The sequence below is a fragment of the Paenibacillus sp. XY044 genome, from assembly GCF_002257645.1.
Taxonomy (GTDB): Bacteria; Bacillota; Bacilli; order Paenibacillales; family Paenibacillaceae; genus Paenibacillus_AQ.
The window spans coordinates 175,291-197,981 of the sequence record NZ_NQMO01000003.1 but is presented as its reverse complement, the minus strand read 5'-3'; the positions used below and the strand labels follow the sequence as shown (position 1 = coordinate 197,981).

18 protein-coding genes and 1 tRNA gene are annotated in these 22,691 nt (G+C 52.3%); 5 read left to right on the top strand and 14 right to left on the bottom strand.

Going from position 1 to position 22,691, the window contains the following annotated elements; translation table 11 throughout:
* Positions 1-64: 64 nt before the first annotated feature.
* Genes CJP46_RS14610 through CJP46_RS14600 form a run of 3 tightly spaced genes read right to left on the bottom strand, consistent with a single transcriptional unit; the run spans position 65 to position 2,974 of the window.
* The gene (locus CJP46_RS14610) at positions 65-1,054 is read right to left on the bottom strand and encodes an ABC transporter permease (RefSeq protein ID WP_094596340.1); all 990 of its coding nucleotides are present in this window, start codon (positions 1,052-1,054) and stop codon (positions 65-67) included.
* Positions 1,047-2,030: an ABC transporter ATP-binding protein gene (locus CJP46_RS14605; protein ID WP_094596876.1), complete on the bottom strand. Its 984-nt coding sequence runs from the start codon at positions 2,028-2,030 to the stop codon at positions 1,047-1,049. Before CJP46_RS14605 ends, CJP46_RS14610 begins: the two co-directional genes overlap by 8 nt.
* Positions 2,031-2,062: 32 nt before the next feature.
* The gene (locus CJP46_RS14600) at positions 2,063-2,974 is read right to left on the bottom strand and encodes a GDSL-type esterase/lipase family protein (RefSeq protein WP_306431049.1); all 912 of its coding nucleotides are present in this window, start codon (positions 2,972-2,974) and stop codon (positions 2,063-2,065) included.
* Between the two features lie 131 nt (positions 2,975-3,105).
* Between CJP46_RS14600 and CJP46_RS14595 the strand changes: the two genes are divergently transcribed.
* Positions 3,106-3,178 (top strand) — tRNA-Lys (locus tag CJP46_RS14595).
* A gap of 191 nt (positions 3,179-3,369) precedes the next feature.
* Here the strand turns inward: CJP46_RS14595 and CJP46_RS14590 are convergent.
* The 4 genes from CJP46_RS14590 to CJP46_RS14575 all read right to left on the bottom strand — a co-directional run bounded on the left by CJP46_RS14590 (position 3,370) and on the right by CJP46_RS14575 (position 8,086).
* Entirely contained in the window at positions 3,370-4,143 is a 774-nt protein-coding gene (locus CJP46_RS14590) for a CAP domain-containing protein (protein ID WP_094596339.1), read from the bottom strand.
* Between the two features lie 234 nt (positions 4,144-4,377).
* On the bottom strand, positions 4,378-5,406 hold the full coding sequence (gene mglC / locus CJP46_RS14585; protein ID WP_094596338.1) for a galactose/methyl galactoside ABC transporter permease MglC: 1,029 nt from the start codon (positions 5,404-5,406) through the stop codon (positions 4,378-4,380).
* 24 nt (positions 5,407-5,430) lie between these two features.
* Positions 5,431-6,942: a sugar ABC transporter ATP-binding protein gene (locus tag CJP46_RS14580; protein ID WP_094596337.1), complete on the bottom strand. Its 1,512-nt coding sequence runs from the start codon at positions 6,940-6,942 to the stop codon at positions 5,431-5,433.
* 94 nt (positions 6,943-7,036) lie between these two features.
* Positions 7,037-8,086 (bottom strand): galactose ABC transporter substrate-binding protein, encoded by a 1,050-nt coding sequence (locus CJP46_RS14575; protein WP_094596336.1) that lies wholly within the window; start codon positions 8,084-8,086, stop codon positions 7,037-7,039.
* Between the two features lie 221 nt (positions 8,087-8,307).
* Between CJP46_RS14575 and CJP46_RS14570 the strand changes: the two genes are divergently transcribed.
* Genes CJP46_RS14570 through CJP46_RS14555 form a run of 4 tightly spaced genes read left to right on the top strand, consistent with a single transcriptional unit; the run spans position 8,308 to position 12,298 of the window.
* Positions 8,308-9,753 (top strand): spore germination protein, encoded by a 1,446-nt coding sequence (locus CJP46_RS14570; RefSeq protein WP_094596335.1) that lies wholly within the window; start codon positions 8,308-8,310, stop codon positions 9,751-9,753.
* Positions 9,750-10,916, top strand: coding sequence for a Ger(x)C family spore germination protein (locus CJP46_RS14565; protein WP_094596334.1), 1,167 nt, complete (start codon positions 9,750-9,752; stop codon positions 10,914-10,916). Before CJP46_RS14570 ends, CJP46_RS14565 begins: the two co-directional genes overlap by 4 nt.
* A gap of 44 nt (positions 10,917-10,960) precedes the next feature.
* The gene (locus CJP46_RS14560; RefSeq protein WP_094596333.1) at positions 10,961-11,176 is read left to right on the top strand and encodes a hypothetical protein; all 216 of its coding nucleotides are present in this window, start codon (positions 10,961-10,963) and stop codon (positions 11,174-11,176) included.
* Positions 11,177-11,194: 18 nt separating this feature from the next.
* A complete protein-coding gene (locus tag CJP46_RS14555) occupies positions 11,195-12,298 on the top strand; it encodes a GerAB/ArcD/ProY family transporter (RefSeq protein ID WP_094596332.1) in 1,104 nt (367 codons plus the stop codon).
* On the opposite strand, the gene CJP46_RS14550 is transcribed toward CJP46_RS14555, so the two are convergent.
* The 7 genes from CJP46_RS14550 to CJP46_RS14520 all read right to left on the bottom strand — a co-directional run bounded on the left by CJP46_RS14550 (position 12,291) and on the right by CJP46_RS14520 (position 22,582).
* Positions 12,291-13,271: a substrate-binding domain-containing protein gene (locus tag CJP46_RS14550; RefSeq protein WP_094596331.1), complete on the bottom strand. Its 981-nt coding sequence runs from the start codon at positions 13,269-13,271 to the stop codon at positions 12,291-12,293. The genes CJP46_RS14555 and CJP46_RS14550 overlap by 8 nt on opposite strands.
* Positions 13,268-15,070, bottom strand: coding sequence for a sensor histidine kinase (locus CJP46_RS14545; RefSeq protein ID WP_373557996.1), 1,803 nt, complete (start codon positions 15,068-15,070; stop codon positions 13,268-13,270). The genes CJP46_RS14550 and CJP46_RS14545 overlap by 4 nt, the downstream gene beginning before the upstream one ends.
* The gene (locus tag CJP46_RS14540) at positions 15,067-16,734 is read right to left on the bottom strand and encodes a response regulator (protein WP_094596873.1); all 1,668 of its coding nucleotides are present in this window, start codon (positions 16,732-16,734) and stop codon (positions 15,067-15,069) included. The genes CJP46_RS14545 and CJP46_RS14540 overlap by 4 nt, the downstream gene beginning before the upstream one ends.
* A 263-nt stretch (positions 16,735-16,997) precedes the next feature.
* Positions 16,998-17,462 carry a GNAT family N-acetyltransferase gene (locus CJP46_RS14535; RefSeq protein WP_094596330.1) on the bottom strand — a complete coding sequence of 155 codons (465 nt, stop codon included), beginning with the start codon at positions 17,460-17,462 and terminating at the stop codon, positions 16,998-17,000.
* Positions 17,452-18,642 carry a formate-dependent phosphoribosylglycinamide formyltransferase gene (purT, locus tag CJP46_RS14530; RefSeq protein WP_094596872.1) on the bottom strand — a complete coding sequence of 397 codons (1,191 nt, stop codon included), beginning with the start codon at positions 18,640-18,642 and terminating at the stop codon, positions 17,452-17,454. The genes CJP46_RS14535 and purT overlap by 11 nt, the downstream gene beginning before the upstream one ends.
* Positions 18,643-18,941: 299 nt before the next feature.
* Entirely contained in the window at positions 18,942-20,768 is a 1,827-nt protein-coding gene (locus CJP46_RS14525) for an ABC transporter ATP-binding protein (RefSeq protein ID WP_094596871.1), read from the bottom strand.
* A gap of 41 nt (positions 20,769-20,809) precedes the next feature.
* Positions 20,810-22,582 carry an ABC transporter ATP-binding protein gene (locus tag CJP46_RS14520; protein WP_094596329.1) on the bottom strand — a complete coding sequence of 591 codons (1,773 nt, stop codon included), beginning with the start codon at positions 22,580-22,582 and terminating at the stop codon, positions 20,810-20,812.
* Positions 22,583-22,691 lie beyond the last annotated feature (109 nt).

Sequence of the window (22,691 nt, the reverse complement as noted above, 5' to 3'; positions counted from 1 at the left end):
GTATCTTTATGTAGGATGAATTTCATCCAAAATGCAAACAGATGTTTTGTTATCCTTGTCCATTTTAATTCAAGATATCCCTTTTCGTAAAGACAAGGAAAGAGATTGCGATCGCAGCAGCCCCCCAAACCGTCAGCACGATGAGGGAAAACGTCAAGCTCATGCCCTCGATCGGCGCCGGCGTGCCCGACAGGTAATTGGTCAGCTGCAGGTTGACCATAAATAAATATTTGGCGCTGTTCCATGCGGACGCCATGTTCGTCAATATAGAGCCGGCAATCAGCGCCGCCATCATGACGACGATGCTTGCGGCCGTACTGCGGACGAGCACGGAAACCAAAAAAGCGAGCACCCCGACGACCAGGCTGACGAACCAGGCTAGCCCCGCCTGCATCAGCAGGTATTCCCACTGCGGAACGGCATGAACGGCGGACATGTCAACCTCCGAACCGCGAATGAGAAAGCCGGTGAATACCGGGATCGTAAAGCCCTTGTAGCCAAATACCGCTCCTGAGATCAAGTAGGTGATAATAACCGTCGCCACGACGATTAACGAGTTGTACATGACCAGCGCAATCAATTTGCTGAGCAGCACCTTCCACCTTTTGACCGGACGGGTCAGCAGCATTTTGATCGTGCCCGACGTCCTCTCGCCCGATACGATATCCGAGGCGATCGCCATCACCAGCAGCGGAATAAACAAGGAAATGGAGTTGTCCAAAAATTCGCGGGTAAAGGTGACGCCGTTCGGCTCGTTCGGATTCACGTCGTGATCCAAATAATACTGCAGCTGCTGGATAAAAATTTTCCGGAACTTTTTCCATTCGTCCGGAACGCGGTCGCTGCTGAGTGAATTTTCATTATCCGTGATCTGCTGCTGAACTTCAAGCCGCCAATCGCCGTGAAACTTATCGCGTGTCCGTTCGGCCGAGCGCATCTGGGCGTAGGTGAACATGGGCACCAGGACGATCAGGATCAGCAAAACGACATAAAATCGTTTCTTTTTGATGATTTTGATCGTTTCGTTTTTGACCAGCGGAAGCAGGTTAATCAATGCTCTCACCTTCCGTCATTTTCAGGAACAGCTGTTCCAAAGTCGGATTAATTTTATGCACGCCGTTGACTTCAACCCCTGATGAAACGAGCTGTTTGACGATGGGGGCGACAAGCTGTTCGTCCATCCGGGTCACGACCGCATCTTGCCCCATGCCGGCGATAATGCCGTCATCGAGCACCTCTTCGGCGTCCAAGATCACCTCTACACCAGCCTGCTTGCGCAGTCTGGACCTGCCTTCTTCCACGGGAACGAGATCCCATATCACATATTGGGCATTTTCCGATACCAGCTCCTCAACGGGACCAACGGCCAGTACACGCCCTTTGCTGATGATGGCCACCCGGTCGCACAGCAGCTGGATTTCGCTCAGTAGATGGCTGGACACAAACACGGCAAGCCCTTCATCGGCAAGCTGGCGGATAAACTGTCTCAGCTCCTTGATCCCTTTCGGATCGAGCCCGTTGGTGGGCTCGTCCAGGATCAGCAGTTTAGGCCGGCCCAGAAGCGCCTGGGCGATGCCGAGCCGCTGCCTCATCCCGAGCGAATACGTGCTGACCTTGTCGTGGATGCGCTGGTCGAGCCGGACGATATCAACCACTTCCTGAATGCGTTGGCGGTTTATGCCGCGCTGCATCCGGGCAAAATGCTCGAGGTTCTCCCATCCGGTCAAATAGGTGTAGGCTTCCGGATTTTCGACGATCGAGCCAACGAACTGGAGCGCCTGCTCCTGATCTTTGTTCACGTCGTATCCGCACACCCGGATGGCGCCGCTGGTCGGCTTGATCAAATCCACCAGCATGCGGATCGTTGTCGTTTTGCCAGCCCCGTTCGGCCCCAGAAAACCAAACACTTCGCCTTCTCGAACGTCGAAGGTAACATCGTGAATGATCCACTTCCGTCCGATCTTCTTCTTCACATGTTCCACCGAGAGAACGACGTCATCCTTTGATTTCATGATGCTTCCTCCAGCCATATGCGCACCAGACGCTCCTTTCCCGCTTCTCATCACAAAATCCCCTGCACGATCCGCTCGGCAATCCGCTCATAGCCTTTATCGTTCGGATGAAAATGATCCGTTGACAAATATTTGTTCAAATTGTGCTGAAACAGGTCAAACGTCGGAACAAGCGTCATGTTGTCATATTTGTTGATGACCGTAAGCGCGGCGTTGTTCCACTCCGCTACGGCTTGATTGCCGGCCACTTTGAGATCCTTGACGTCCCCAAACGGATTGTAGAGCCCGACGTAAATAATGAGCGCGCCGGGATTGATCTTCCGGATTTGCTCCAAAATTTGCTGCAGCTGCTTTTTCGCCTGGGGCAACGCCCCCAGCAGCTCATCCGGATCCAGATCCACGGCCTCTCCGTCTTGGACAGCGGTCCCTGTCTGGCTGCCAGACAGCAGATCCGCTCCCTGAAACAAATCGTTGCCGCCGATGGACAAAAGAATGATGTCCGCCTCGCCGAGCACGTAACGGGTCCCCTGTTCCTTCAGCTTCGGCAGCAGTCCGGACGTGGTCAATCCGTTAATGCCGAGATTGTTCAGAAGGGTCACCTTCTTGCCGGTGGCTTTCTCAAGCCCGGTCACGCTTCGCCGTGCAAAGCCGCTTCCGGTGCTGTCGCCCGTCCCTTTGGCCAAGGAGTCGCCGATGACCGCTGCCTTCAGCTCTTTCTTCTGTTCGATATTACCCGGTACAGATCCTTCGGGCTTGGCGGAAGGAGCCGCCAGGTCAAGCTTGTTGCCTTGGGGATGGTTGATATCCTGTACCGCATAAGCGAAGCCGGCGATGAGAAGGAGCGTTGCCGCAATGGACAATATGCCGATAATCCGCCAAATCCACTTCGATGAACTCAAGACATAATCCCTCCACAGATCAATCTGAACGGTCGTTTCCGTAAACGTTATGTACATAAACATAAAACTTCTCCCGCCAATTTGCAAATCATGCCATATCCCCCGGTTTAACGCCAGTCTTTTTTGTCAATTTTGTGAACATAATAGATAAAAATGAAGAACGGAGTTATAATAATCTCATTGTTAGATGACGCGGGTTATTAGCTTAGCTGGTAGAGCAGCCGACTCTTAATCGGCAGGTCGCAGGTTCGACCCCTGCATAACCCATCAAAGCAGAAGTCGTATGTTTGTACATGCGGTTTCTGCTTTTTTCATTTGAGCGTATTCTTCATGAGCCTCATTCAGAGCGGCTATTTCAATGATTACCCGGGAATCATCAAAATTTGCAAATTGAAAGGGGCACCCCTGGCCAGACGGCCTTTGGGGTACCCCTATTTTGTTTATGATGATATGAATAATTAGTTCGCGATAAACTCCTGAACCCAAACTCCGTTATAGTAAGCCACACCGATCGTGGTGTAATTGCTGTTCAAAATGTTCGCACGGTGGCCTTCGCTGTTCATCCATGCATTCATGACGTCTGCCGGATCCTTTTGGCCCTTGGCGATGTTCTCGCCGGCGTAGCTGTAAGAAATGCCGTACTTCTTCATCATGTCAAACGGAGATCCGTACGTTGGAGAATTGTGGTCAAAGTAATTGTTGCTGTACATGTCTTTCGCTTTGTCCATCGCCATGCCGGACAGCTTCGTATTTTCCTTCAGCGCACCAAGGCCGGCTTTCGCACGTTCCTGGTTAACCAGCTTGATAACTTGAGCGGCATAGCCGGACTTGTCCGCCGTGTTGCTTCCGCTGTTGTTGGACGGAGTCGAAGGCGTCGTAGTCGTTGGCGTCGACGGCTTGCTCGTTTGTGGAGCCGACGGCTTGCTTGTTTGCGGAGTCGACGGCTTGCTCGTTTGCGGTGTAGACGGTTTCGTCGTCGTCTGATTGTCCGATCCCGTTGTCGGTACGTTTACTTGTCCATTGGAAGGCAGCTCGTACACGAAGTTCCAGTTGAATGAACCGCCGTTATTTTGCAGCAGCTGCTCCAGATACGCCTGCAGGCTGCCGAGATCTTGTTTTTGAGGGGCGGAGGTGGCAGAAGCGGCTGATGCAGATCCGGACCCGATCAGTCCCGCAGCCAGTACGGCAGCGAAAGCTCCCCCGGCGATGGTCTTCATCATTCTGTTTTTCATCTTGCAAACATCTCCTTTTCGCAGTGAAATATAGTAAGTTAGTTTCGTTTACACAGGTTACAAAGTTGTAAACAATCTACTCCCACATTGTAACATGTTTGTTTCTTTTGGCTACGCCTCAAATATTGGTAAACCGTCTTGAATAAACCAACCGTTCTTCACTCAGCTGAATCCGTCCAGCGCAAATAAGCCGCAGCATGAAATGCCACAGCTTGTTCGCCGTACGGTGAAGGTTTACTTTTTGGCAGCGTACTTCCGCATATCGAAAGCAACGGCCGCCACGATGATCAGCCCCTTGATGATGAGCTGCCAGTACGGGCTGATGCCGATAAAGGTGAGTCCGTAATTGATAATCGTGAAGATCAGCACGCCCACCATAACACCGGGTACCGTGCCTATGCCGCCGGTGGTGGACACCCCGCCGACGACGCAGGCCGCGATCGCGTCCAGCTCGTACATATTCCCGTAGTTGTTCGTGGCACCGCCGGTTCTGGAGGCTTCGAGCACTCCCGCAAGCCCATAGAGGGCGCCGGCGATGGCATAGATATAAATCAAGTACTTGGCGACGTTGATACCCGACACTTTGGCCGCCTGGATGTTGCCGCCGATCGCGTACATATATTTTCCAAGCTTCGTTTTCGTGAAGATGACCCATACGATGAATGCCACGAAAATGGCAATAAGCACGATATAAGGAACAGAGTACTGCCCTTCTCCAATATATCCCGTTCCGATGGCGGTAAAGTCTTTGCGCAGACCCCCGATCGGCTGGGAATTGTTCGGCTCCATATCAAAATACAGCGAGTTCAGACCGTACACGGCAACCATCGTGCCTAGCGTGGCGATAAACGGCGGAACATTTAGCTTCGATACGACCAGTCCGTTCACCAATCCGCACAGTAGACCGACGATAATGGCCAAGGCAATGGGCAGCAATACATAGAGATGCGGCAGATTCGGAAAAAACCGTGCGGCATAATCCGAGCTCTGCAGCATGGACGCCGAGATAACCGCGGTCAGGCCGACGATCCGGCCTGCCGACAAGTCCGTTCCAGCCGTGATCAATATGAACGCGACGCCCAGCGCGATGATTGCGCGCGTTGATGATTGAATAAGAATGTCCCGCAGCGAGTTTACGGACAGAAAAGAAGGATTATAGATCGTAATCCCGATGATCAGCAGCACCAGCACGATGTAAATCGCATACTGCGAGGCAAATCCCTGAAATCTCCTGCCTGTGTTGATTTTATTGGTGTTCAGCATGTTTGCTCCTCCTTCGGCCTTCCCTTAATGCTGGGCGGCCAGACGCATGATTTCTTCTTCCGTGGCGCTGCTACCGTCCACGATGCCGGTCAGCCTTCCTTCGGACATCACCATGATCCGATCCGACATACCGAGCAGCTCTGGCATTTCGGAGGAGATCATGATGATGCTTTTCCCCTGTTTCGCCAGGTCCTTGATGATCGTATAGATTTCAAATTTCGCCCCGACGTCGATCCCCCTTGTCGGCTCATCCAGCAGCAGGATTTCGGGTTCGGTCAGAAGCCATCTGGCCAGCAGCACCTTCTGCTGGTTGCCGCCGGACAGGTTCATGATCAGCGCCCGGGTGGTCGGCGTTTTGGTGCGCAGCTTTTCCACCATTTGATCGGCTTCCTGCTTTTTGCGTTTGCCGTTGAGCAGAAAGAACGCTTTGCGGTATTTGCCCACATTGGCGATCGCCGCATTTTCGTGCACGGGCAGAACGGAGAAAATGCCGGTGACCCGCCGCTCTTCCGTCAACAGCGCCATACCAAGCTTTTTCGCATCCTCCGGCGATTTGATCCTGACCGGCCTGCCGTTTATCGAAATGGAGCCCGAGGCGATGTCCCTCAGCCCGAACAGCGCTTCGATCAGTTCGGTGCGCTGGGCGCCAACGAGGCCCCCGATGCCGAGAATTTCCCCTTTGCGAAGCTTAAAGGAAATGTCTTTAAACGATTTCGGGATGGGGGAAGTCACCCCCTCGACCTTCAAAATCACTTCGCCCGGCACGTTTTCTTTCTCAGGAAAACGGTGCGTCAGGTCCCGTCCGACCATCTTCGCGATAATCATATCTGTAGTCAGCTCGCTGGCCGGCCACGTGCCGATTTTGCTGCCGTCGCGCATAATCGTGACATCGTCGGAAATTTGCAAAATCTCCTCCATTTTGTGCGAGATGTAGATAATAGCTACCCCGCGCTTCTTCAGGTCGCGGATGATGCGGAACAAGTGCTCCACTTCTACGCCGGTCAAGGACGACGTCGGTTCGTCCATGATGATGACCCTGGCATGGAAAGACACCGCCTTGGCGATTTCAATGGACTGGATTTTGGATACCGACAGCTTGCCGACCATCACGTCCGGATCAATGTCGATGTCCAGCTGCTTGAACAGCTCCTTCGTGTCCTGAACCATTTTTTTATGGTCAATAAACCGGATGAATCCCGCACCTTTAGTCGGGAACCGCCCCAGCCAAATATTTTCCATCACATTGCGAAAAGGCACCGGGTGCAGCTCCTGATGAATCATCGATATTCCCAGGTTCAGCGCATCCTTGGAATTGTTAATTTGGACCCGGCTGCCGTCCAGCAAAATCTCGCCCGAGTCCGGTGAATAAATGCCGTACAGGCATTTCATCAAGGTGGACTTGCCGGCACCGTTCTCCCCCATCAGGGCATGGACCGTGCCGGGCCTCACCTGCAGCGTAACCCCGTCCAGCGCTTTAACGCCGGGAAACTCTTTGCTGATCTGGTTCATCTCCAGTAAAAATTCTCGCTCAGCCATTACTCCCGCTCCCTGCCCTCATCCAGAGGAAAGGACGGACCGCGCTTCTCGTCCGCCCTTTCCGGGATGGTTAGTTTAAGTCCAGCCAATCGGTTTACTTCGCATCATCGATGTTGTCTTTCGTAATTTTTTTGTAAGGAATCCACACGTATTGATTATCCGTAATGTCGAATCCGACGTTCTCCTTGCTCGGCGTTTCGCCCTTGGCCAGCAGCGTGGCCAGCATAACGGAAGCTTTACCCTGATTGTTTGCATCGTTCAGCACCGTCCCAAGCAGCGTGCCGTCCTGCAATGCTTGAAGTGCCGGAGCCGTGGCATCTACACCGACTACCGGCATCGTTTTTGCGCCCGTAAAGTAACCGGCCGCCTTCAGCGCTTCGATCGCGCCAAGCGCCATGTCGTCGTTGTTTGCCAGAACAGCTTCGATTTTATCGCCATGCGAGCCAAGGAAAGCAGCCATCTTCTCCTGCCCTTTCACGCGGTCCCACATCGCGGTGTCTTCCGCCAGCTTCTCGACCTTAATGCCTGCGTCTTCGATCGCCTGGATCGAATATTTGGTACGCAGCTCCGCATCCTGGTGGCCCGGTTCCCCTTTCAGCATGACGTACTGCAGCACGCCGTCCTTGTTTTTATCCGCTTCCGGATGGGCCTTCCAATAGTCCGCAATCAATTCCCCGGACATCGTGCCGGACTCTTCGGCTTTGGCGCCGACGTAATACACTTTGTCCCATTTTTTCATGTCTTCCGGCAGCGGCTCGCGGTTCAGAAAAACAACCGGGATGCTGGCCGTTTTGGCTTTGTCGATAATAACGCCGGCCGCCGTGCGGTCTACCGGGTTGATCAGGAGCGCATCGGTCTTCTTGGTGATGAACAGGTCGACCTTGTCGTTTTGGGTCGGTTGGGAGTTCTGGCTGTCCACGATATCCACCTTCGCCTTGCCTTCCGCATTGGCCTTGATGGCATTGCGGACACCCGTCATGAACGTGTCGTCGAATTTATAAATGGCTACCCCGATGGACGGCTCCTTGCCGCTGTCCGTGCTGCCGCCCGAAGCTCCCGAGGATTTGTCGCCGGAGTTTGAGCAGCCGGCCATTACCGTACCCAGCAGCGCACCGGCTAGGATGACGGAAGTGATTTTTTTCATCGTTCACAGACCTCCTGATATTCTCTTCTTTCTAACAAGCGTCTCGTATCTCTGTTGGATACGTTTACATTATGCTGTATCCTCGAACGGATTCGAATATAAAATTCTCATGTGTTCTATGAAAATTCTCATGCCTTTGAAGCATAACATTTGGAAAATCCAACATGATAAGGATAACTACGGGATGCGTTCTTTTAGGACGACAAGGAGGTGCGGGAATCATGGAAACGGAACAATTGCGGTATATCCGCAGCAAACTCCATTTGATTGAAGATATGGTATACCAGCCTTTTACCGTTCACGGCTGTTCCATCCTCCTCCTTTACATCCGTTCTATCGTCGACAAGAGGATTCTGCGTGAGCAAATCGTCATTCCGCTTCTCCGGACGGGTCCATCGGAAAGCGAGGATGTCCCTTTTCTTGAACGGATTGAAAACGGTTCGTTGTTTGCCATGCCGTTTCAGGAAGAACGCGACCCAGAGAAAATCGTGGATGCCATCGTTGCCGGAAGCGCCGTGCTGTATATTTCCGGACTGTCTTACTTTTGCAACTTTGCCATCGATGATTACACAAAGCGTGCTGTCTCCGATTCGACGAACGAAGTGGTGCTATACGGGCCGCAGGTCGCATTTATTGAACATATTGACGATAATCTGTCCCTGCTGCGGCACAAAATCAAACACCCGGACCTGAAAACCGAGCAGCTTACGATCGGCCATTATACCAAGACGAACGTATGCGTCACCTATATTGAGGGGATATGTAAGGAGGAAGTGCTGGACGAAGTCAAGAAGAAGCTGTCCGAGATCGACATCGATTCCACGCTCGGTATAACCTATTTGACCGAGTTCATCGAACCTCATCCGTTTGCCGTGTTCCCCCAGTTTCAATATACGGAACGCCCTGATACGGTAGCGGCAGCGCTGCTTGAAGGCAGAGTAGCCGTTCTTCAGGACGGAACGCCCTATGCGATGATTGTACCGGTAACTTACTTCTCCCTTCTCCAATCAGCGGAGGATTACTATCAGCGTTTTTATACGGCTTCCTTTACCCGTCTGATTCGCCTGATTTTCGTGTTCGTGGCCTTTATGCTTCCATCGCTGTATGTAGCCATCACTACTTTCCATCCGGAGATTATTCCGACGAACCTCTTGATCACCATCGCCGCTGCCAGGGAAAACATTCCCTTTCCCGCTCTTGTGGAGGCACTCATGATGGAGCTGTTCTTTGAAGGCCTGCGTGAGGCTGGCATCAGGATCCCCCGTCCGCTCGGTCAGACGGTTTCGATTATTGGTGCGATCGTGATCGGACAGGCCGCCGTCCAAGCAGGAATCGTGTCGGCACCCATGGTCATCGTCGTCTCCATAACGGGGATCGCGTCGTTCATCATACCGCACTATGAGCTTGGCCATTCCTTCCGGCTGCTTCGTTTTGCAGTGCTGCTGTTGGGAGGAACGCTCGGCATGCTCGGCATTGTGATTGCCGTCTACTTGATTTACCTGCAGTTGGTCAGCATTAAATCTTACGGTGTTCCTTATCTTCGCCCTTTTGCGCCCACCAATTTCAGCGAGATGAAGGATGCCTTTTTGAGAGTGCCCCGTTTTCTGCAGAAACAAAGGCCATCCTCTTTTGCCGGAAATAATCGAAAGAGGGGGAATTCACGATGAAAGCCCGCCTTTTCATCTGGGGAACAAGGTTAATCTGGATTGTGATTCTTATGCTGATGTCCGGCTGTTGGTCCAAGGTAGAAATCAACAAGCGCACCTTTGTCACCGGTATCTTTATCGATAAATCGGATATCCCGGGACAAGTTGAGGTGACCATCAGCACCCCGCTTCCCAACCGGCTGATATCGGGAGAAGCTAGAGGTCCGGGCGGTAATAAAGGAAATCCGTTTGCTGTCATCTCCAAATCAGGAAGAACGATAACGGATGCCGTTAACGCGATCCAGCTAGATCTCACACGTGACCTTTCATGGGGACATACACGGGTTGTAGTCATCGGAAAGGAATACGCTCAGGATGGGATTGATTCCCTTCTTGCTTGGACCAACCGGGAACCGCTGTTTCACTTAAGCAGTTATTTGCTGGTCGCACCTGGGAAGGCAAAGGATGTAACGAAATTAACGCCGGTATATGAGAAATCCCCCACCGAAGTGCTGACCGATTTTTCCACTGCGGGAAAGCTGATGGATACGGACGTAAGGACATTCTCCATGTCCGTTCTGGCCAAACAAGACGACGCCGTAACGGAACTGGTCATGGGGGAGATCCCGCTCATCAGCGAAAAAGGCAAGACCGCTGAATGGGCAGGAATTAAGGGCGCCGCCATCTTTTCTAACAAAAAAATGGTCGGCTCGTTGAATATTGAACAAGCGCGGGCGATTGCATGGGCGAGGGGAAGGCTTCGCCGGATGGATATGACCATCGAAAATGACGAAAAAGTCAGTGCGACGATCCTCAATCTTAAATCCAGCATTACGCCGGTTATGTCGGCCGGTGAACCTGTGTTTATCATCAATTTGGGGGGGAGCGCGGAACTGAATTCCATCAGTCCGTTATCCAAGGGTTACAGCAAACAAAAATCGAGGGAAGTCAAACAGGCCATGGACGGCAAAATCAAAGCGGATTTGAGCAAGGCCATTGATTTTGCCATGGATAATAGCGCTGACATCCTGCACTTCGGCTATCATTTGGAATGGAGATATCCAACGGTATGGGAGAGACTCAGGCCCGAATGGAGAAAATATGTTCACACCAAGCTCCGTTATGAAATTCATCCCGACATCAAGCTCGAATATTTTGGATCACAGTCGGGCGGTCCCACTTAGCAGCCCCAAACTGCGAGCTACTTTTACTGTAGAAGAGGTGCGTCATGTTGTTCTTTATCATCGTTTTCTGCGCGGTTTCGATGTTTGAATGGTTCAGGTTCAGGCAGCAGAGCAAAAAAGATAAATGGACCCTGCTTTCACTTGTGATCGGCGCATCGCTGTGGGAAGTGATGGCCTACAGCTTCCAATGGTGGCCAGCACCCAACGATTTTATCGTGTACGCCTTTGGTTGGGTTGACACGCTTTTAAAACCGACATAAACATGACGGAGGACGACGATGATGAAATTCACGGCAGGCCAGATTTCCCGTTTCGCCTTTGTATATTTGGTTTCCGAGCCGCTGGTCTTTTTCGTCGGACGCCTTATGAAGCTGAGCACGTATCAGGGCTGGATTACGCTGCTCGGAGCCTGTCTGCTTAGTTCGCTGCTTCTTTATTTAACCGTAAAACTGGGACAGATCCATCCGGAATCGTCATGGGTTGAATTTGGAAGTCGTATTTTAGGGAAACAGATGCATAACGTCTTTTTACTCCTCGTTCTCCTGTTAAGTATCTATCTCATTTCCCTTGATGTGACCAACTTTTCTACCTTTATCGGCTCCATGTATTTGGTGGAAACGCCGATGTGGCTCATTATGTCGCTAACGGTCCTCTGCATTTCCCTAAGCACCCGCACCGGCCTGGAAGCGATTATTTATATGGGAGAAGGGATCTTTCTCGTCATTCTCTTTAGTTCTCTGGTCACCTCGCCGATGATGATTACTTCGTCTAATGCCGGCATGATGATGGCCTTGCTAACCCATCATGATCTAAAAAGAGGAGTCCTCGATTCTTTTTCCGCATTGGCCTGGTTCTCCGAATGGATCTTTTTTCTGTTCACTGCCCCGTTTGTCACATTTGGCAAAAAATTGTTCAGAGGACTGCTGATGTCCCTTATATCGACCATCGTATTTATATCGTTGTTCTGGTTAATTTGCTTGATCAATTTCGGTCCATACCTGGGACAACAGCTTCGTTATCCCATTCTGGAGGTCGTACGGGTTGCGAGATACGGTGACTTCCTGGACAATCTCGATCCGTTTCTAATCGCGTTTTGGTCATCCACCATGTTTATTAGAAGCTCTTTTCTGCTCTACGTCGCATCCGTTTGTCTATCCAAGCTGGTTGGTTTTAGCGACCGCCGCCGAACCGTCTTTTTGCTGGGCAGCATTTCCGGTACATTTGCCATGCAATATGCAGGCCATACCACGAATTACGAAGTCGATACAAGAACATACGCCGTCTTGGCCTTTGTGCTCTCCATTGAGCTCCTGCCGATATACTATTTGTTCGTCTACAAAATCCGATCCTTAAAAGTAAAGCATAAAAATAAGCCTATCTGACAAACGGGAACAGCTGCTTCTGATTTTCCGGCCAGAGCATATTGTCGAGATCGATGATTTTGGACTTGGTATCGACGCGCTCGGGGACATCAAGTCCCTCCATCGCTTCAACAGCGTGTTGTACGGCCAAATAACCATTGTTAAACGGATTCTGGATGACCGTTGCCTGCACGATCCCCTCCTGCAGCAGCTCCATCACTTTCGCCGGGCTGTCGAATGTGATCAGCTTCACGCGTCCGCCGGCCCCGAGCTTCTGCATCTCTTCTCCCGTACCGATGGACGCCACTTCGTTGAGCGCCACGATCCCGTTCAAATCAGGATGCTCGTTCAGCATTTTGCGGGTGAGCTCGCGCGCCAGCTGCTCATTGGACTGGCAGTATTCCACGGCCACGACCTGAACCCCGGGAAACCGCGCGACATAATCCATAAAGCCCTCTTCCCGTTCATCGCCGTTTTTGGAACCTTGGACAAAATTCATCACGCCGATGCGGCTGTTCGTTCCGGTCAGGGCGACCATCCGCTCCGCGGCCTTCTGGCCAGCTTCGTAGTTGTTCGTGCCCACGAACGTTTTGACCCGGGCCGATGCAACCTCGGAATCCATCGAGATGACCGGGATTTTATAATAGGCAGCGCGATCGGTCACCTGCGCCAGCTTCATGTAATCGCTCGCGGACAGAATGATGGCATCCGCCTTGTTTTGAATAGATTGATCCATCAGCCGAATTTGCCCGTCGATATCGCTTTCGTTGTCAGGAGCTTTAAACGTCAGCTTCACGTTGAATTCTTTGGCCGCCACCTCGGCGCCCATTTTCACCGTGTTCCAATAGTCGCCGTGATTCATCTTTACGATCATGTCGATGGTCCGCGGTTTGCCGGAAGCACGAAGATTCGGTGGCGACGAGGAACAAGAACCGGTAAAGAGCACGACCGCAAGCAGCAGCGCAATTCGGACGATTCCTTTGCTTAAGCTCATGATATCCCTCTTTCCAGTTCCTCCGTCCGGTCCGTTTCCGCCGGCAGCGTGATCGTAACGCTTGTTCCCTCTTCCCGTTCGCTGGCAAAATGCAGCCCGTAAGGCTTACCGTAGCACAGCCGGATGCGCTCGTTCACGTTCTTCACACCGACGCCCGATCCGCTGCCACTGCGGTGGTTTCCGCTTAGGATCTGATCCATCACCTGCGGCGCCATGCCAAGCCCGTTGTCCGTAACGGTCATGACGAGCTGCTCGCCATGAACCGTTGCCGAGATGGAGATCCATCCTTCGTCGGGCATTTTCTCAATCCCATGATAAATGGCGTTCTCCACAATCGGCTGCAGGATGAGCTTCAGCGTCTTGCAGGAACGCGCGGCTTCGTCACACTGAATCTCATAATTGAATTTATGCTTGTAGCGGATTTTTTGGATGATCAAGTAATGACGCACATGCTCCAGCTCTTCTTCCACCGTAATGATCGTTTTCCCTTTACTCAGACTGATCCGGAAAAACTTGGACAGCGACGTGATCGTCGTCACAACCTCCTCCTTTTTGCCCTTTTCCGCCAGCCGTATGACGGAATTCAGCGTATTGTAGAGAAAATGGGGATTAATTTGCGACTGCAGCACATCCAGCTCGCTCTTGCGCTTCGCTTCCTGCTCGTGAATAATCTGGTCCATCAGCTGGCGGATCCGGTGCAGCATAAAGTTAAACCGCTTGGACAGCTGCACCACTTCATAAGCGCCGCTGACGTAAATCGGCGTGCTGAAATCCCCCTGCCCGACGCTTTGGACCGATCGCTCCAAACGTCGCAGCGGCTGGGATATTTTCGCGGAGATGAAGACGGCAAGAAGTACCACGGCAGTAATGACGACCACGAGAAACCAGAAAATAAACTGGTTCAGGTCCTGCTTGGTCGTGACGATTTCGTCCGGAAAGGCGACCCCGACAATTTTCCAGCCGATGGGCTGAACCGTCCGAATCGTGATATACCGCGGAACGCCGGTCGATTTATCGATATAGCTGCCATAGGCATAGTCAAACACGGGCTCCAGATTTTCGTACTTCAGGCCGGCATAGATCAGCTGCTGCTGCGGATGATAGACGATGTTTCCCAGCTCGTCGATAATGTAAGCATAGCCCTGCTTGCCCAGGCTCACCTTGCGGCTCAGCTCATCAATCGTCCGGAAGTTGACGTCGACGAGCAGAATTCCCCGCTTCACTTTTCCCTGGTCCCGGTATTCGATCATACGGCTTAACGATACGACCCATTTGTACTGCCCCTTGTATAAATTCTGGATATGCGGCGGGGAAAAGGACAGCTTCTGCGGCTCCTCCCGGGCCGACTCGTACCAGCTCTGCTCGGTCAGCTTGGTGTTCCGGCGCATTTCGGCATTCGGAATGTCCAGCACCAGCCGGCCTTCCGGCGTAAACAGAGCCACGGACACGAGGTCTTCCCGGGTATGAAGCAGCGTGGTCAGCTGTTCGCGGAGCACCCCGCTGCCTACGTCGGACGTTTGATCGATCTGCTGCTCTACCACGGCATAAATGTCCTGCATCCCTTTGACATACAGCTCCAGATGGTAATTGACCTGCTCGATGATTTGCTGAATGTTGAGATAGGCGTTTTCCTCCGCCGTTTTGGAAAATTTGTTGTACAGCATAATGCTGACTAGAATGACGACGAGCACCGTCATACCGGCAAAGGTCGCGGTAATGATCGTCTGGATGCTCCGCAGCCGGAAGGATATGGGCAGCCGGGGAGCTCTAGGCTGAGGACGCGGATGCGGAATCTTCAAGCCGACTCGCCCCCTCCGTGGCCGTTTCGGTATTCTTTGGGCGTGATGCCGAATTTTTTGCGGAAGCAAAAGCTGAAATAGTTCGGATCCGTAAAGCCAACCGTTTCGGCAATTTCGAACGATTTCAGCGACGTCGATCTGAGCATCTCCTTAGCCGCTTCCATGCGGACATGCAGCAAATAAGCCACAAAGGTCATCTTCATTTCCTTTTTAAAAATGCTGCTGAAGTACCCGGTGCTGATGTGCAGATGCCGGCATACTTTGTTGATGGAAATGTCACTTTCCCGGTAATGCTCATGAATATACGTTTTGGCATCCTCAACAAGCTGATTATATCCGGACTGCCTCCCCTGCGCGATGGTTTGCATCAGCCGGGAGGATACCCGGTGTATCCACTCCCGAAGTTCTTGCAAATTGTTGTATTGGTACATGTCGGCGAACGGTAGCGATCCCCGGCCGAACACCTCTTCAAGCTCGATGCCGAACTCCTTTGCCACCCGGATGACGGCGGTCAATACGCCGATGATATATACCTGACAGTCCTGCACGCTGATCTTGGACGACTCCAGGCCGTCAAACATCCGTCTCACCGTCTCCTCCAGCTCTTCCGCCGTGCCTACGCGGATGCTGCGGACGAACTCCTGCTCCTTCTGGCTGTCAAACACAAGCGGATCCGCCTTCCGCTGTTCCACGTCATCGATCCAAATGACCCGGTTGTTGCCGAGAATAGGACGATAGTCCATTGCCTGCGACGCCTCCCCGTAAGAATCGAACACGTCGCCCAGTGAGCGGTATACGGAACCTGCGCCTGCCGTTATGGTCAGCTTCAAATACTTGCTCACGTTCAGACGGATTTCCTCGAGCAGCTCGAGCGTCCGCTGCGCGGCCGCGCTCTCTTCCGCTTCCGGCAGCACCGACAAAAGGACGCAGTCGTTATGGTGAATAAACGCCTTGAATCCTTGCCGCAATTGGCAAATCTCCGCCGCTACGTTGTACACGGCAAACAGCAGCAGGTACCGGTCCTCCGAGTACTTCAACGATTGCGCGGCCGCCGGATCTTCCGCTTCCTCGCAGACATCCCGTCCTCCCTGCACAGGGTCGGGACGAATGATCGAAGCCATAAAAGTTTGGCCGTCCAGACTGATGCCATAGCTGGCTCCTTTCTCGTGAATCTCTTCAGGAGACAGCCTCCGGGTTACCAGCGAAGACAAAAAAAGCTCCCTGAGTACAGGTATGCTTTTCCGGTAATGCTCCATCAGCAGTTGAATGTTTTCCTTTTCGGCCCGTTCGGCATCCATGTGACTCTTCACCTTCAACAGCACATCCATGAGCTCCTGGGAAGAAAACGGCTTGAGCACATATTCGTCAATTTGCAGCTTAATCGCCTTTTGGGCATATTCAAACTCATCGAATCCGGTCAAAATAATGATTTTGGTGGACGGGGCATGCTCCCGAATCCATGCGGCTAACTCCAAACCGTTCATAAAGGGCATTTGGATGTCGGTAACCACGATGTCCGGCATCTCCTTCTCCATCCACTCCAGCGCTTCGCGGCCGTTTTCGGCCGTACCCGTCACCTGAAAACCGTGAAGCTCCCAGCTGATTTCCTCGACCAGCCCGTCCCGAACGTCTTCTTCGTCTTCCACAAGCAGCAGTTTATACATCATCCATCCCTCGGCTGTTCCAAATTTGTATACTCGTTTTGCCATAGCAATCAAAAGCAATAAACAAACAGCTTCTTCTGCCGCAAACCTAGTGATTTTGTCGAAAAATGTAACCGCTTACGTTTTATCACTCACGTATTGTATATGAATTCCTATGTATTGTAAATATTGAACATTTTTGTAGATGACATCATCTCTCAGGCCTTTACGAAATAGAAAAAAGCCCTCCCTCAGCAGGGGGGCCGGTATGGTGGAAATCGGTATTATTTCAGCTTTCTAATGAAGCGGTAGCCGACTTTTTCAAAACCGATATGTTCATAAAAGGCATGGGCCGGGGCACGTTCCACGCGGTTGCCGCTCGTCAAAAACAGAAGCTGACTGCCGTGGACTCTTCCCCATTCTTCGCTGCTGCGGATCAGGCGCTTGCCGATCCCTTGGCCGCGGTGTCTTTCGGATACGATCAAAGCGGATACTTGAGTCGCCGTCTCGCCTGTGGCGTAGGAGTGGACCTGGTTCAACGCCACCATGCCGACTACTTCTCCGTCCAACTCTGCTACCATCGTGCACAGTTTCGGATTGTCTTCCGAGGCTTCCATCCGCTCGCGCATGACGTTGATCGTCGTTGGATAGTTGAGCTCGCGCATTAGCGCCGTTACAGACTCCAGATCGCAATTGCAATTCGATTTGCGGATTTGCAAAGTAGGAGTCGACAACAAATTAATGTTCATGATCATATTCCTCCACTTTTAAAAGACTGGCGGCTTGCTTAGCCGTGTTCCGTGCTTTCTGAATATCCGGGTCAGTGCTTAACGCTACCGCCATCCTCCGGCCGATCTTCGTTTCAGGCTTGCCGAAAATCCGAACCTGTGTCCGGGGAAGGCTAAGTGCTTCCTCTACACCGCTGACGGCAAAATTCGTACTTGCATTCACCGCTTTCAAAGTTGCCGAAGCTCCCGGTGTCAGCAGTTCGACTGATAGAACCGGAAGTCCGAGAATCGCTCTGACGTGCAGGGCGAACTCCGATAAATCCTGCGTCACCATGGTCACCATGCCGGTGTCATGCGGACGCGGGGATACTTCACTGAATATGATGCCTTGCTTCGTAACAAACAGCTCCACTCCGAAAATGCCATATCCCCCGAGCTCGTCTGTAATGGCTTTGGCAATGGATTCTGCCTCCCGCAGCTGCTCTTCGCTAATCAAATGGGGCTGCCAGGATTCCACATAATCCCCGTCTTTTTGAATATGTCCAATCGGCGGGCAAAACGTGGTACCGCTCACAGAGCGGACCGTCAAGAGCGTAATTTCGCTCTCAAATGTAACAAATGCTTCAACGATCACGCGGGTGCTCTTCGCTCGTCCGCCTTCAAGGGCTGCATTCCAGCATTTCTCCGCATCTTCTGGCGTGCGGCAAACGCTCTGCCCTTTACCGGATGAGCTCATGATCGGCTTGACCACGCATGGCGTGCCCAGCACGGCTACCGCTTCTTGCAGCTCCTGCAGGCTGTCGGCGAAACGATAGTCCGCCGTAGGAAGTCCGAGATCTTCTGCCGCAAGGCGGCGAATCCCTTCGCGGTCCATCGTCAACCGGGCGGCGCGAGCCGTCGGAATAACATGGTACCCTTCCTCTTCCAGCTCCTGGAGAGCCTGTGTAGCTATGGCTTCAATTTCCGGGACGATGATGTCCGGATGTTCCTGATGAATAATCCGCTTCAGCGATTCGGAATCGAGCATATCAATGACGTGGCTTCGATGGGCCACCTGCATCGCAGGGGCGTGTTCATATCGGTCCACGGCAATGGTTTCTACGCCCAAACGCTGAGCCTCGAGAACTACTTCTTTTCCCAGTTCACCGCTGCCTAGAAGCAGCAGTTTTGTAGCATGTGCAGAAAAAGGAGCACCCCACACCACTTCCCAATTCCCCCCTACTAATGTATACCACAAATGTATACCTCTCTATCATTTTCGGGGTTCCGAAGGAAGAATGCAAGAGTGCTCCGACATTTTCCTGCAAAATTCACAATCTCTCCTTATTTGAATGGCGATCATTGGAGAAGCTTGCTTCATTTTACAATTCTGGTCATTTGTTAATCAGGTGTAAACGCATCGTTAACTTTTTTTCCACACAAAGATCCTAAAAATATTATCAATTACATTTCACGGAAGACGGACCGCTTGAGCAGAAGGACCTATTCATTCTATCATCCTCAGATAAACCGGAACTGAGCTTCGATCAGACCATGGTACGTTCCCTGCTTTTGCATCAGTTCCTGGTGGTTGCCTTCCTCCTTGATTTCGCCGTGATCCAGTACGACGATTTTGTCCGCATGGCGGATCGTCGACAAACGGTGCGCGACAATAAAGGAAGTCCGTCCTTTCAGGAGCACCTTCAGCGCTTCCTGAATTTTCAGCTCGGTCTCCGTATCGATGCTGGCTGTCGCCTCATCAAGAATGAGAATGCGCGGATCGGCCAGAAGCGCCCGGGCGAAGGACAGCAGCTGCCGTTGTCCCATGGAGAGCATGTTCCCCCGCTCCTCGACCTCCGTATCGTAACCGTTAGGCAGCTTCATAATAAATTCGTGAGCGTCGACGGCTTTCGCTACTTTTTCGATCTCCTCATCGGTCGCATCCAGCCGGCCAAAGCGAATATTATCACGAATCGTTCCCGAGAAGATGAACGTATCCTGAAGCACAATCCCGATTTGGCTGCGGAGCGTATCCAGTTTCACGTCCCGGATGTCCAGTCCGTCAATCGTAATTTTGCCCCCTGTTATATCATAGAACCGGCTGAGCAAATTAATGATTGTACTTTTTCCTGAACCGGTATGACCTACGAGGGCGATCGTCTGTCCTGCCTTAACGTCAAGGTTGATGCCCTTGAGCGCCTGGCGGCCCTTCTCATATTCGAACACGACATTCTCCAGCTTGATGTCGCCGTGAATTTTCGGCATCGGCTGCGCATTCGGCTTGTCGTCGATGTGCGGCTTCTCGTCGATAAATTCGAAGATCCGCTCCGAGGAAGCCATCGCTACCAGCAGCTGATTGTACATTTGGCCGAGCCGGTTGATCGGCTCCCAGAAGTTGCCGACATAGCTGGAGAAGGCAACCAGAAGACCGACGGTTAGCTGGCCCTCCTGAATCAAATAAGAACCAAGCCAGAATAGGATCAGGGTACCGATCCCGCCGGTAATCTCGATCAGCGGTCCGAATGCTTGGTTCAGCGTGGAGGCGCGGTCCCAAGACTTCTTGCTGTCCATATTCATTTTGTCGAAAAACTTGATGTTCTCCTGCTCCTGCGTGTATGCCTGCGTAACGCGGATACCCTGGATCGATTCGTTCAAGTGGGAGTTGATCCGGGAGTTCTTCATCCGTACTTCCTGCCAGGCGCGGCGAATCTTAACGCGCAGCTTCGTAGAGATGAAGAACATAATCGGCACGGTCAGAACCACCGCAAGTCCGAGCTTCCAGTTGATCAGCATCAGGATGACCACGATGCCGACCAACTGCACGCAGTCGATCATCAGGTTGACCACGCCGTTGGTGAACAGCTCCTGCAGGGAATTGACGTCGTTCGTGACGCGCACGAGCACGGAGCCTGCAGGCCGTTTGTCGAAAAAGTTAAAGGACAGCTTCTGGATGTGCTGGAACAAATGCGAACGCAGATCATAAATGACGCGCTGTCCGATAATGTTCGTCAGGCGGATACGGAACGTACTTGCGATCCACTGAATAATGTAAAGAACGAGCGCCGCTGCCGTAAGCACATACAAGAGCGTCAGATTCGTATCGCCGTCTTTCGGCGCGATCGCCTTGTCGATCGCCTGACTGGTCAGGAACGGAACTGTCAGCTTCGTTATGGTCCCGAGAACCATCATCAGCAGGATGAGCGGCAGCATTTGTTTGGCATAAGGTTTCATGTAAGCGAACAGCCGGGTCAATTGGGACCAGTTAAACGGCTTTTCGATGACTTCGTCATCCTGATACACGAAGCGTTCGCCGGTAACGCCCGGCGATTTGCCCTTCGTCTTGTTCATATCGGCCCCAGGCCGCTGTTTATTCGTTTCCGTTGCGGGATTCATGAGCTCACCTGCTCCCCTGCATTCCCATTCATCCGGGCAATGTGGTCTGCATATTGAATATGGTATACGTCTTGGTATTGGCCAGGTACCGCGATCAAATCCTCATGCTTGCCGCGCTGCACGATTTTGCCCTCGTTCAGCACGAGAATCTCGTCGGCATGACGCAGGGATGAGATCCGGTGGGCGATGATAAACGTCGTCCGGCCTTTCATAACTTCCTGGAAGCCCGATTGGATTTCGTGCTCGGTTTCCATGTCAACGGCGCTTGTCGCGTCATCGAGGATGAGGATTTTCGGATTTTTCAGCAGCGCGCGTGCAATCGCAATCCGCTGCTTCTGTCCGCCGGAGAGGCCCATGCCCCGCTCCCCGACCACCGTATCGTAGCCGTCCTGCATTTCCATAATGAAATCGTGAGCCTTGGCCAGCTTGGCGGCACGGATGATCTCGTCCATCGTTACGTCCTTCAGGCCGTACGCGATGTTATTGCGGATGCTGGACGAGAACAGGAACGTCTCTTGGAACACCGACGCGATTTGGCTGCGCAGGCTCCGGACTTGAATGTCATTGATGTTTTTGCCGTCCAGCTTGATGCTGCCGCTGTTGACGTTATATGCATGCATCAGCAGCTGAATGATCGTCGATTTCCCTGATCCGGTTCCGCCGAGCAGGCCGATGACCGACCCTGGAGGCGCATCCAAATTGATGTCCTGGATAGCGGCCAACTTGTTGCCATAAGCAAACGTAACATGATCAAAGGTGACATGCCCCTGGACTTCGTCGAAAGACAGAGCGCCGGCATTGTCTTTATCCTTGACGTCAATCGGCTGGTTCAGGAGTTCGAGCACCCGCTCTCCCGAAGCTTCCGACTGCGTGTAGTTGTTGATGAGATAACCGATATTCCACATCGGTCCGATAATGTACCAGATCAAGCTGAAGAAGGCAACGAGTTCGCCCAGAGACAGCGATTGATGGATGACCAGCGTGCCTCCGACGCCGAGGAGTAGCACGACGCAGATGGACGCGAGCAGCTCCATGACTGGAAAGTAGCGGCTCCATAAGCCTGAAGCGAAGATCTGGTTGTTTTTGTAGCGTTCGTTACGCACGGAAAACTTGTCGACTTCGTGAGGCTCACGCGCAAATGATTTTACCGTACGAACTCCTGTAATGTTCTCCTGCACCGAAGTCGTCAGTGCACTCAGTGCCAGGCGCATTTCCTGGAATGCCGGGTGAATCTTGCCTTCGAACTTCAAGGCGACGAACACCAGGAACGGGATGCTGATCATGGTTGCCAGGGTCAGCTGCCAACTGATGGACAGCATCATGATCGCCCCAAACACAACCATCAGAATTGTGTTCAGGATTTGCGGGATACCGAAGGCGATAAATTGACGGATCGCTTCGAGATCCCCGGTCAGACGGGACATCAAGTCGCCGGTTCTGGCCGTGTCGTAATAGCGGAAAGACAATACTTGCAGTTTCTCATAGCAGCCGTTACGCAAACGGTATGCCAGATAGTTCCCAAGTCTTCCGCCGAGCATGCCGCTTAAAAACTGCATTACGGCTTTTAGGGTGACGACACCGATAACGGTGAGCGCCAGAGCGGGAACGAGCTCAAAATGCCGTGGAACGATCGCATCGTCGATCAGCTTCCGCAGCAAGTTCGGGGTAACAAGCCCCAGCGCAGTAGCTATGGCGAGGCAGAGTATAGATAAATAAAGATAACTGCGCTTCGCCCAAAAAAAGCCCTGCATTTGCCTGAGAACATTCATGGTTCTCCTCCTTCGAGTCATGTGAATGCTTGAAAATCATTCGCGTAAGTTGTGAACATTTATGAAGTTTAACACCGTCTCTCAGAGGCGGCAAAGAGGATAACAGCGC